The following is a 12,017-nucleotide window of genomic DNA, read 5'->3' on the forward strand; positions in this document are numbered from 1 at the left end:
CGCTTGCTCCGCTCACAAAGCTTTCATCTCGGCAATATCCCGCGCCACCTGATCCGCCGAATGGTCGAACATCGCCTGCTCCTGCGCATCCAGCGGCAACTCGATCACCCGCGCCAGCCCTTGGTCTGCCAGTACACAGGGCACGCCCATGGCAATGTCCGTGCGCCCGTATTCACCCTGCAGAATCGCCACCGCCGGCAAGATGCGGTTTCGCCCATTGGCGATGGCATCCACCATCTGCGCAATGGCCACACCCGGTGCATCGCAGGCGCTGCCCAGCTTCTTCAAACCAAGAATCTCGCCGCCACCCTTGCGCGTGCGCTCGACAATCTGCTCGATCTGTTCACTGGACAGGAAGTGCGACAGCGGTACCGAGCCGATCTGGCAGTAACGCATCAGCGGCACCATGCTGTCGCCATGCCCGCCCAGCACCAGCGCCGTGATATCCCGGGCAGAAAACCCGGTCTGTTCGGCGATGAAACACTTCATGCGCGCGGTATCCAGCACCCCTGCCTGCCCGAACACCTTGTCGCGCCCAAGGCCGCTGACGCTCCAGGCGCGGTAGGTGAGCACGTCGACCGGGTTGGACACCACCAGCACCGTGGCTGCCGGCGCATGCTGTTTGATGTCAGCCATGATGCTGTCGAGGATCGGCAGGTTGATGCTCAGTACATCCTGGCGCGACTGACCAGGCTTGCGCGGCACGCCCGCGGTAATCACCACCAGCTCGGAACCGTCCAGCATGTCGGCCTTGGCCCCGCCGTAAACCCGGGTATCGGAGCCTGATTCCACGGCTGCCTGCCACACGTCCAGCGCCTTGCCCTGCGCCAGCTCACCCTGCACGTCCATCAGCACCAGCTCACGGCACAACTCGTCCCGGGCAATGATCTGCGCCGCCGCCTCGCCGACCAAGCCGGCGCCCACGATTGTTAGCTTGTTCACCTGACACCTCCCAGCGGCGCGTGCCACCAGGAACACGCCTGCGTATACAGGGAAGTATTGACCGCTGAAGCGAAAAGACCACCCAAGATGATGCCTGGCTGAATCCAAGCCTCAACCTGCCTTAGCTGGCCTTGTCCTTCACCATCCCGAAGCCGCGCGGAACCAGTTCCGGATGGGCGCACCATTCAGGTCAGCTTAGCCTGTCCGTCTTGCTCACCAACCGGAAAAACACCATGGCCGATCACAAGAACCTGTCATTCACCGCAATCCTGCAAATTGCCGGAAGCCCTCTGAATACCCTGGACAGCATGTGCACAGGGCCCATTATTCTCAGCAGTCCCATCGACAGTTTTGATCCTGACATCGATGGCAGCCGTGCCATTGGCATGTTCAATTGCTCAGACGACGATTGGCAACTAGGTAAGGACAGCGGGCTGTTGACCTTTGACAGGGGTCCCAGTGCGCAATCGCTGCTTCTGTATTTCCGCCATTTTGATGGCGGCTATCGGCTTTACCTACGCAGCGGCGAGCATCTGGGCGAAGGCGTGTTCACCAATGCCAATGGCGTGATAACTGTGCAGCCCATAACAGCCAGTGATCCTTCCCTATGGAGCATTATCGATGCCCAAACCGGTCAACCTTTCGACCTGACGCAGTGCGAAGGCACTGATTGTGATATCAAGCTGACAAGCGCCGACGGGCACCCAGTCGAAGCTCATTACTTGTACCCAGTCGGCGCATTCCTGGCTTGTTACTCCGCCGCCCATCAAAGTGACCTGAGCTTGATCATTCAGGAGCGGGAAGTCGACTGGCTCAATGCAGACTGACAAGCGTCGGCCAGTATCCAAGCGGGCCCCATTCCAGGCCCAGACATACTACCCTGTGCCACTTCCAACAACCGGTAGATCCTGATCTACTTCACTGGTCACGGCAGGGGTGGCCCACTGCCATCCCTACCCTACGGATTCCTTCTGCATTTCTACTTATATGCCTGGGCTCATGGCCGCCCCTCGCTTAATCGACCAGAGCGTCCGCCGCTTCGATTTCAACGTAGTTTGACTCCCCACCACCCTGTGCCCCCGACAACCAACCCCATACGAAATGGAGCGTAGTACGCCCCGCATCATCGACCATGACCCTGCCACGTGACCAACCGGCGAGCATTTCGCCGTCGTTAGTGATGCAGTGGTAAAGCAGCTCGATGGTATCGGGGCCAGTTACTCGACCCACCTGGTGGCCAGTCCGAATCCGGCCACCCTGGTAGGTGCTGGTGATCGCAACACCATCGACCTGGTAATGGAAAACTGTGCCAGTGCCAGACAGGCCCTGGGCATTGTTGGCGACTGCAAAACGACGATTGTGCAGCCGGTCTTTGACTTGGGCGAAAGTGCTTTCCATAGCGATGTATTCTCGATGTTGGATGGAACGGGGAGCAGCTAGCTGCCGGTAAATCATCGGAGCAAGCTGCGAACCACAACAAACAGTACTACCAGGCCCACAAGCCCAAAAGCAACCAGCCACCCGGTCGAGGCCATTGCCTGGAAAAACCCCGGGAAGAAAGGAATTCTCCCAAGCTTGACCTGCGCCAGGCAAAGCCATGGCATCAGGATGATGAAAAGCAGCGGGATATAGACGATTGCCTGAAGGAATAGCGTCAGTCCGCCGGCCCAGTCATTCCAGTGGTGGTTGGACATGGTGATTTCCTTTTCTTGACCGTGACGGGAAATCGTCCGCCTCTTGCTACCCCATACCCCCGGTAGTACACAAGGAATGGGTTCGATGCGGCCGGTGTGGGAGCTGGCTTGCCTGCGATGGGCTGCGCAGCAGCCCCATACCCCGGCCTGGCAGGAATAACCCACCATCGGCCTTCGACAGAAGGAGCCAGCTGCAACCCCGACATCTGGCCCCCATTCATCAACGACCTCCCCTATCCCTCCAACTCATGGCCGTTCCGCTCCATCACCTTCCCACACTGCTCACTGGCCAGCCGGCTGATAATCCGAATCGCCTGATGGATACCGGCCGTGTTGCGAAAGCTCAATTGTGGATTGTGTTCGCACTCCAGCATTTCATCGTGCTGGACCAGGGCCTCGCCTAGCAGTTCCAGGGTCCAGGCGTAGCTTTGGATGGTGGAGAGGCGTTCTTGATCAGTCATGGCGTGCCTCCGATTGGGCGGAGACGGAGCTGGATTTGCTGACGGTGAAGTAGCCGGGGACTGTCGAGGTACGACGGTGGAGAACGAATGCGAGGATCCTGGATGGACTTGAGATGAGCATGCATGCGGTCCTTTTCGATTGAAGCACCACGCTAACCGTTGCCAAACGATTAGGGTGGCAGCTGTACGCAGGTTGGCGAACCGAGGAAAAGGAACTCGGCAGACCCGAAGGTCTCCCACGCACAGCCGCCATTACACGAAACTGCGGACGCAAAAAAAGCGCCTGCAATCGTGGTCGGGGGCGCCGATGCGCCTTTTCGTTCGGGTCGCCAAACCCGGTCGCGGAATTGGCCGCGACTTGAGTACGGTATCGCTGCGGGGGTTGCAATGCAAGGTTCGGGGCTATGTGAATGGCCGCTGAGTGTCGTAGGAAAAGTCAGGGAGCATGGCGTCTGATGTCACGCAGCAGGACCAAGTTCAGCAGACGGAGATCGTGATGAGAAAAAGCTGCATCAAATCTGCTGAACTGGTGCGGAGACAGGAATCGTATCAACACGAAAGAGGCTGAATTCAATGGGTATTGTTCTTCAGGGTATGACTCATTATCTCTAAAATTATCCTCAGCCTATTTCCAGATGGCGAACCATCGTGAAAAAGCCCTGACTTGCGGCAGACCAGTCTGGAAGGAATTCAAAGTGATACGCCGAGCCACCCACATTCAGCAGGAGGGTGGTCATCAATAGCTTTCATTGCCGAGCTTATGCACTGCGCTGACAGTCGAACACGGTAAGTGCTAGGACGAATGACTCGATGGCTTCGATAGTCTGGGTCCGCTCGCCGTGCAGCAGCCTTGCAGCGGCATTCGCAATCGAGAGCTCGCCTTGAAGAGCGGCATCCACAAGTTGCAGGCCAGCCTCCTTGATGTCATCCGTGAGCGCCAAGTTGCTCCAAGCCTCCCTCGCTTCGTTGAGAGTCTCGAAGATCGCCCGATAGATGCGTTCCTCCTCGGGCATCCTGGTTCCCTTGCTGCTCCAATACGCATCAATACCTTGGAGCTCTGCCAACGGATTGGTGAGACGAGTAAATACGTTTAGCGAATCCAGTGGAGCTGCCTGGAGTCCTGCGGCGGCACACCAGGGTTGCGCCAGTTCATTTGGTAGGACAGGGAACAGACTGTCGAAGCCAGATGTAGCGAGATTCGTCAATCCGAGCTTGTTCATGACCGGCAGGACGCAAATCTTGCGCCCGTCATCAACGAGAGCGCGCCAGGCTGGCCAGCCACTCTCTAGATCCACGCCTGTTCCATCGGTGTTCACAGGCAAGGTGACCAACACATCCGCAGGCGGCCACACCCCGGGAATGGTAGCCTCAGGCAGCAGATGAACGCCGATGCCAGGGCTTATCGCGGTCAGCTCGGCCCTTAGTCTACCTTCCAAGTTATTGAACTCGGCCTCGCGATATCGGCGCGCTGCAAGTGCAGCTTTGCCAAGCGCACTTCCCTTTGGGGCCGTCTGGCAGCGGTGGGTGAGGAACGGATGCAGCCCTCTTTTCTCGGACTCACCGGCCATGGTCTGAAACATTTCCACGAGGCGCCGTAGCTCATCCAACTCTTTCGGAGCCTCGATTGACAACACATCCCATGACTCCTCGGACGCCGCAATCGTGATGCTTTTCTTTAGGTCTGCAAGCCACCCCATGTAGGCCGAAGCACCCTGCGGCAGCGCAAGAAACCTCCGGACGAGGTCCGTGGAGCAGCTGGACAGGATCGATGGCAGCCTCGACCAGCTCTGAACCTCAGCAGTTGGCTGCTCCTCCTGTGGCGCCACCAAGCTGATAGCAACGTCGTATACGCGCCCCAAAACGTTGAGTGCCGTTGTATCAGTCTTCCCTCTGAATTGCCCGTCAAGCAGGGCTCTGAGGTTCGGGACGAGCAAATTGAGCAGATCCAGGCATTGCGCTAGATATGCGGTGTAGCTCTTAGCAGCTAATTCCGCGTTGAGAATGGCCAGCCACGCACGATTGCGGGCAACCTGTTCGGGCGCAGGAACGTTCGCTCTGGGCATGCGTTTGCAAGCAAGCGGGTAGCCTCCAATTGTGGACGGGACGATGCGCCCGTCAGCTCCGAGCGCGTTGCTGGAGACAATATCTGCTGCAGGTGTCAGCGCCAGCAAGCTCTCACAAGTCTGATACACCTCGTGATTAAGGTCGGTTTGCACGGAGGTTGCTACATACCAGAAGTCTGAGCGAACCTCTTTACCTTCTTCGCATGGGCTCAGACGCGGCGCTTCGGCCCATGCCACATGGTCGCAGAAGCGCTGGAACAACACCTCTTGCCCTACTGCATCGACCCAACTGATCGCCAGCGCCCTGTCGACCCTTGCTGTGACTCTTAGTAGCGAAACTATGGCTTGAAAGTCCGCGTCGACAAGCGGTGGGGAATGTGTGGCCAGCTCCCTCAAGTGCGAAGCTGGGATGACTTGGCCGAGTAGAGAAGCCATGAGCCGGGTCAAGTCCCCCATGCTGCTCCCCGCCTGGAGCGTGCGGCGCAGATCGCTTGGAGCTAACCGAGCCAAAAAGCGAGCGGTCAAACCTGAAGCGATGACCTCAGTCCTGATTTCAGTAAAGCGTCGAGATACCGAGACTATCGGACCGATATCTGGTGGCTCGACGTCGCCGATCGCAATTCCAGCAGGCGTTCCCAGCAACGACTTCGCCATCGCAAGTGCTTCGGCGGTCTGGAGCCATCGTCCGATCACCCGATGCGCGTTCGTGTGATCCAGCCCTGTCAGAATTGCGCTGAGGAGCGTCGTTCTCGGTGCTGCCTCCAATCTAAGTGCCAGGCCTTCAATTACCTCGTCATCGCATCCCTCGTGCCTAGAGAGCGTGCGCTCAAGGAACCGAGACATCTCGGATGCGGAGACCAGCCAAACTGCAGTTGCGACCGTAGTCGACAACAAGGGCGGCGCGAACTCGTGGGACAGACGAAGTAGCTCTGCAGATCTCAACTCATGCAGCCCCACTATCCTGCCGTCATGTGTGTCTTGAACCAGGTGCTCATCCTTGAGTCTGGTCAGCGCTAGCGAGACCGTAGTCGCTGGTTTGGACAAGACGCGAGGCAATACTGACACATCGGCACTGCAACCCGCAGCGTTCACACAAGCCACCATCCTCAAGACATCCAGCTCGTCGTGTCGAGTGACGTCGTTCATCCGCGCAGCAATCTGCTCGTGCAGCGTCTCGCTCAATCGATGCCCCTGGGTAAGCACGTGGGTGTACTCAAGTAGGTGGCCAGCCGCCAGCGCCCAAGGTTCTCGCCATCCTTGCCAAGCGGTTTGCCCTCTACCCCTCAACTCTCGCCACACTCGTTCAGCAAGAGTGTCGTCGCCCTGAACCTTGACCTGGGCAGCGCGACGGTTATCTACCAGCGGATAGCGATCCTCCTCTCGTACAGATGCCAAAAGCAGCAGCCCGGGAGTGCGATTTACCTCCGCAGTCAACGCGGTCCAACCCTCCGAGAACCCTCGCCCCACGTCATCGATGATGAAACCGACGGGCGCATCTGCAGTCGCTCGTCTGGAGCGAGCAAGCTGGACAAGTGACGCAACTGCTGTCGTCGGCAGACGATGAATCTGAAACCAACGCACTGCGTGGCGACTAGCATACGCGGCTTCCCAAAGAACTGCTGACTTTCCTGAGCCGGAAGCACCGTGAATGAGCGCGTTTCTGCGGCTTTCCAGTCCTTGGAGAACGGCTGCACGGAGCTCAGGGCGTTCCACAACAAGTCCTGCTGCTACATGTGATGCCTGCGCATCGACACCCAGGTAGAACTGCGGATCCTCATCAGGAGTCAGGAAGTCCACAGCTGAACACAAGCCCTCAGTTAGCGCTGCCTCGACTAGTGCTGAGGTCAAAAGCGGCTGTAGCGCATCGAACCGCTGCTGAACATCAGATACTGCAAGCCCAAGATAGGCGTTCTCCGGCCGAGTACCATTTACATCAGAAAGATGCCCCACCACGCCCAAGAGGTCCGCGAAGTACATCTCGGCTTCGAAGGGGGTGCAGTCCTGCCTAGCCGAAATCTGGGCTAATGCGCTTCCGCGAGGGTCAGGCAGCACAAGCACCTTGGTTCGCGCAATGAGGCCAGCCAGCCCCTTGCGTCCCTTCAGCTGGGCTACGACGGTCGGATAGGCGGAAAGGTCCTGCAACTGGCGGATGGCAGTGCGACGTTCGCCAACGTTACTTTCGAGCACCAGCAGAAATTGGTCGCCAGGAAGCCCTTCTCCTTCCCACATTTTCGTGACGAAGCCCGCCACTGAACGAGCTGAAAACGGCCCCATGTGGTCGCGTCGTGACTTGACCTGCGCGAGCGTTCTAGCGCTGGCCGTCCGGACCTCAAGATCGTCACCCCCTTCAGGGACGACACTGCCGTAACCAAGCTGGCCGACTAAGTTTTCCACAGCAAGGCTTGCCGCAACCGCATCCTGATAGCGAAACCCACGTCCCGCATGAGAGCCAGCTCTTGTCGCCAAACCAAACCTCCCTTTCCGATGGCCAAAAACAATTCGTCGCGCATTCGCTCCAAGCGGCGACTAGAGGACGATATCTCGTGAAGACATTACTCCCGGAAGTGCAAGTTATGAAACAGGGGGCGCCAGGAATATGATGTCTTATAGCTTTTCACCCAGCGGTATTCACACTGTGATTCGGCTCCGTCTACCCATATCTAGCATCGAACGGCAGTTTACAGGCGTTCAACATTCGGCACGTCAGGCAACGGTCGTCCTAACTCCCGCCATCTTGCTGACTTTCGGCTAAGAGCGCACCAGATCAAGCACAAAAACAATCACACGTCCCTCACGTACTGATTTGCTTCCGGTAATGAGCATCTCCCGCAACTCACTCGCTGTTTGAGGTGACTCCGTACCTCGCCCTGGTTTTTTAAGGCACTTGTTTGGCAGATTCTGATCGCCAAACCAGAGGACGAGATAGATGCCACGACCCTCTGCTCGCCAATCTCGGGTGTAGAGTGCATCAAGCTGCATGTCCGCACCTCTCCAGAGTTCCGGGTGCCACTGCCCCTTCACTTCGATCGGTATCCTAAGTGCACCCGCTGAACAGGCAATATCGACTTCCTTGTCTGCAGCGACATGCGCCTCAGGATCAAACGTGATCTCTTTCGATCCTTGGCGAAGCAGCCCAAGAAGATGATCACGACAGCGTTCCTCCGCGAAGGGCGTACCGTTGTCATCATAGAAGCCACGCCATGATTCGGCATCGTCGCTCTTGACCTTCGCTTGGGCGATCGAAAGCTCCTCGAGCACCAACGCCTGCAGATCAGCGGCGGATACAGGAAGAAGATTACGTGTAATCGCATTGATCGTTTCAAGCGCGAGAGGAGCATAAGATGATTCGACACGGATGCGCGCTTGCTCTGCGACAACAATCTTAATCGACTCGGTGTAACCGTCGGTTGGCGCGTTCCTCAAGCGCATCAACGCAGCGATTGCATCTTCACTGGTGTCATTGCCTAGACGACGGATTAGATGGATCAGATGATTACTCGCATCCCAGGGATTGGTATTGCCCCCGGTAGTCCCGCTTGGACGATTAACCATTGGCCAACGCGGGCGGAATGTAGTGATGATCCATTCAAGCTGCGCTGGCCCCAGAGCAACATAGGAGCCGTCGTCAGAATGTCCACCTGTGGAATCACGCAAATGCCAGAGCAGCTCTGGTTCAATCTGGGAAACACTCAGCCGCGCAGCCGTCTGCTCAAAATCGACGACAAGGCCAATCGTATCCCAGTTGCGCCTACGCTCATCGTCAGTCAGCTTTACGCGACCAACGGCAACGCGGCGTAATACCTCGAATCGTCCCGAGCGGATAAGCCGATAGATCAACTCTGCTTCCGGTCCGACCGGAAGATCTGGGAAGCGCTTTAGCCATTCGGCAGCAAGCTCAGCAGCAAGTTCTGCATGACGTTCATCTCGCACAAGTGCATAGAGGCCGTCTACTGATTCACAGCGCGCTTGAAGCTGAGGTTCATGGTAGAGCCGCATTGCGTCCCCCCAACCTCCGCGAGCCTGGATAGCGGCCTCGATCGCCTCTCTGAGACCGACAATCCCTGCGTGGTCGTCGATGCAAGTTCGGCGCAGTACAAACAGTCCCGCCATCAGGCGCTCATCAGAAAGATCATCGAACCCTACGCCTTTCCGAAAGCGCTCGGCAAGCGCAGCAACGATAATGTAGCCAGCTTCGTAGTACTGACCTTGTGCAACACCTTCCGCAATCTCGTGCGCTGTGGGCGTGGCTGGTTCAAGCACCATAAATGCTTCGAACCCCACATGCGCAACATCCCCGATATCGTCGCCAAGCCATTGAGCAACGCGCTCGTGGGCAGGCACTTCGTCTCCGACATCATTAAACAGATTGAGATAGGCTTTGGCCGGATCGATGATTGTCCCGAAGTCGCCGACACCCATTTGATCAATACAAGTCGCATAGCTCTTTCGGTGCTGGGCGTGCGCGGCAGCTTGCTTTTCTTGGCGGATACGTTCGCTTTCAGCTTGCTCGATCTTCCATTCGGGTATAACCGGCTTGGCAAGCCTTTCGATCCAGTTCAATAGGTCAGGGCAGTGTGCAGCGAATGGCCTTGCGGCTGCACGAACCTCGGCACCTATTTCATCGTCGTGCGGAGTGAGCTGAACCAAATCGCGCCAACGTTCATCGCTGTGATCTGAAGGATCAAGCACCTCAAGTAACGCAACGACGTCAGCCGTGGTCGCCGCAAAACCGGAGGACCGCCGGTTCAATTCCCAGGCCAGCTGCCAAGGACTTTGATCACTAGGCCGTTCGAACAGTACGTAGCGCTGTATGGCCTGGCGAAAATAAACATCGCCCCGGATGAGGGCATCTAGTTGCTGACGAGATTCGCGCTGATATCCGACGCTGGCATCAAATGGTTCTAGCCAAGACCAAATTTTTTCGGCCGTGACGCCACCGGCCGCCACGGCACGTGCGATCAGGTGATATGCGAAATCAGTTAGGACGTAATTTCCGGGGCGTTCATACCGATTACCAAGCGTCTTTGCCACCATAGCTAAACGGTCAAGGATACCTTCAATCCTAAGATCAGGAAGACGCCTCTTTAGGCCTGATAACACGCCAATCGTGCGACCGTCATTTCGGGCATGAGCAACTACAAGGTCGACTACAAGGTTATCGTGGATCAGCTCGTAACCAATGTCCTCGATCAGCTCGATTGCCAGTCGAATCGAGAGCTCATCGTCATAACTGTGTAATGCGGAGAGAATAGTCGACCAATCTTCTTCACCATCTAGCTCAGAAAGCGCCTCACCTGCGGCTCTCCGGCTCGCGAAAATCGCCTGTGGGTCGAGAACGATCTTCCGAAAGTCATCTGCTAAGGCTGGAGAAATCTTGTTTCCTTTGACCGCTTCGAGCACAAGAAGGCGTAGAGCGAACGGTGTTTCCGGTACGGTAATCAGTCGCCGTATTTCTTCGATTAGCTCGGGCTGTATGATTCCACGCACAGAATAGGGTCCCCAATCGCGAAAACGAGGACTGTCCGTTGCCAGTAGCTCTAGTGCCCCTATTAGTGAGCGAGCTTGCTCGACCGTTAAATCGTCTGCATCACCGTACTCGATCACGCCCATTGGATCAGCGGCGATCACCGCCTGAGCAAGTGCCGGATCATAAGCGAGCCACGCATGAATGCCACGTAGACTTGCCGGCACGAGACCATGACTGTGGAACATTGATAAGAGGCGCCTGCGTTTAGCCGGGGTATCAGCCTGCTTCGCAAGCCATCGAGCCCCCAAATATTCACCGACACGGCGATGTAGATATCCAAAGCGATCAGCACCATCGGCTCTGAACAACCGTGTGCCAAGCATGTCCCCTATGGATTCTCCCTGAGGTAGGCAGGAAATATCGGCGAGTTGCAACTCGCCTTCAACGGAGTTGGCTGCGGAAGTTCGGACGATGGCTTCACTGCCAGTAAGGATCAAGCCAGCAAATGCAGCACCCGCAGCGTCAAGCCCTACTTCTCGTGCGAGCTGACCGTAGGCCTTTGCATCCCGGTGCTCGACCCGCAGTACCTCAACTGCTCGGCTGAAGAGCTCACTACGTGTCTCAGGCAGATTTCCCGAGCCGGCGACCCGGGAGATGAGTTCGAGAGTCTGCGGATTGCCAAGTAGTCCGTTGAGACCGCGAATGTTGAAATGTTCGACCACCGTCTCGGCGGTCTCGGCCCCGAGCGAGGCACTTAGAAAGGTTGCTGCGTCAGTATCATCAAAGGGCTCAAGATGCAGCTCCAGCGGCTCCTCTGGATATTGCTCGCGAATAGCCTCTAGCCCAGTGGCGCTACGCCAGTCCGCGACACGGCACGATAGAACGAAGTGAGGGCAGCCTAGTCGTCCGAGCTGGCGTAGCACTAGGTCCACCGCATCGCCCTCCTTTTGGGCGCTCACTTCATCAAGCCCATCAATCACCAGAGTCGTGGCGTCACCTAGTAGTGTTCTCGGGTCATGACGATTGATCAGCTGACGAGCGGTGCAGCGTGCATGGCCTGGAGCATTTGCAAACCATTCAAGCAGATACGACTTTCCCATGCCCGCTTCACCGAGAATGAGCAATGGTTCGGTCCGTTTTCGCAACTCGCCCTGAGCCAGTTTGGTTCGGCCATTTTCGGTTTCACACCATAGCGTCCGCTCAATCATCTCGTGCACCAACAAATTTGCGCATTCACTCACGTCTTACCGAAGCCTCACTTGGAGCCTGCCTAGCTAGCCAGATACTATCCTGATGAAATCTAAAATTCTCCACTGAGCAGCCTCAGTATCGCGCACGACCGCCCTTAGCTGATAGCTGCCGGCGCAGCATTGCGGGCACCTCCGAAGGC

General features: G+C 57.1%; 7 protein-coding genes. 1 reads left to right on the forward strand and 6 read right to left on the reverse strand.

Annotated elements, in window-relative coordinates:
* Positions 1-12 precede the first annotated feature (12 nt).
* Complete coding sequence (locus ABI582_RS22200) at positions 13-942, reverse strand: malate dehydrogenase (RefSeq protein WP_442120268.1); 930 nt, start codon at positions 940-942, stop codon at positions 13-15.
* Positions 943-1,175: 233 nt separating this feature from the next.
* Between ABI582_RS22200 and ABI582_RS22205 the strand changes: the two genes are divergently transcribed.
* Entirely contained in the window at positions 1,176-1,769 is a 594-nt protein-coding gene (locus ABI582_RS22205) for a hypothetical protein (protein WP_442120269.1), read from the forward strand.
* Positions 1,770-1,956: 187 nt separating this feature from the next.
* On the opposite strand, the gene ABI582_RS22210 is transcribed toward ABI582_RS22205, so the two are convergent.
* The 5 genes from ABI582_RS22210 to ABI582_RS22230 all read right to left on the reverse strand — a co-directional run bounded on the left by ABI582_RS22210 (position 1,957) and on the right by ABI582_RS22230 (position 11,835).
* Complete coding sequence (locus ABI582_RS22210; protein ID WP_442120270.1) at positions 1,957-2,340, reverse strand: hypothetical protein; 384 nt, start codon at positions 2,338-2,340, stop codon at positions 1,957-1,959.
* 53 nt (positions 2,341-2,393) lie between these two features.
* On the reverse strand, positions 2,394-2,636 hold the full coding sequence (locus ABI582_RS22215) for a hypothetical protein (RefSeq protein WP_442120271.1): 243 nt from the start codon (positions 2,634-2,636) through the stop codon (positions 2,394-2,396).
* Between the two features lie 233 nt (positions 2,637-2,869).
* The gene (locus ABI582_RS22220) at positions 2,870-3,097 is read right to left on the reverse strand and encodes a hypothetical protein (protein WP_019471225.1); all 228 of its coding nucleotides are present in this window, start codon (positions 3,095-3,097) and stop codon (positions 2,870-2,872) included.
* Between the two features lie 758 nt (positions 3,098-3,855).
* Entirely contained in the window at positions 3,856-7,434 is a 3,579-nt protein-coding gene (locus tag ABI582_RS22225; protein WP_442120272.1) for a hypothetical protein, read from the reverse strand.
* 474 nt (positions 7,435-7,908) lie between these two features.
* Positions 7,909-11,835: an NACHT domain-containing protein gene (locus ABI582_RS22230; protein ID WP_442120273.1), complete on the reverse strand. Its 3,927-nt coding sequence runs from the start codon at positions 11,833-11,835 to the stop codon at positions 7,909-7,911.
* Positions 11,836-12,017: the final 182 nt, after the last annotated feature.

The organism is Pseudomonas sp. SAS7 (assembly GCF_052112345.1).
Classification (GTDB): Bacteria; Pseudomonadota; Gammaproteobacteria; order Pseudomonadales; family Pseudomonadaceae; genus Aquipseudomonas; species Aquipseudomonas putida_Q.

Coding starts and splice junctions, on each gene's coding strand:
- ABI582_RS22205 (WP_442120269.1), top strand. CDS start 1,176: ATGGCCGATCACAAGAACCTGTCATTCACCGCAATCCTGCAAATTGCC.
- ABI582_RS22210 (WP_442120270.1), bottom strand. CDS start 2,340: ATGGAAAGCACTTTCGCCCAAGTCAAAGACCGGCTGCACAATCGTCGT.
- ABI582_RS22215 (WP_442120271.1), bottom strand. CDS start 2,636: ATGTCCAACCACCACTGGAATGACTGGGCCGGCGGACTGACGCTATTC.
- ABI582_RS22220 (WP_019471225.1), bottom strand. CDS start 3,097: ATGACTGATCAAGAACGCCTCTCCACCATCCAAAGCTACGCCTGGACC.
- ABI582_RS22225 (WP_442120272.1), bottom strand. CDS start 7,434: ATGGGGCCGTTTTCAGCTCGTTCAGTGGCGGGCTTCGTCACGAAAATG.
- ABI582_RS22230 (WP_442120273.1), bottom strand. CDS start 11,835: ATGATTGAGCGGACGCTATGGTGTGAAACCGAAAATGGCCGAACCAAA.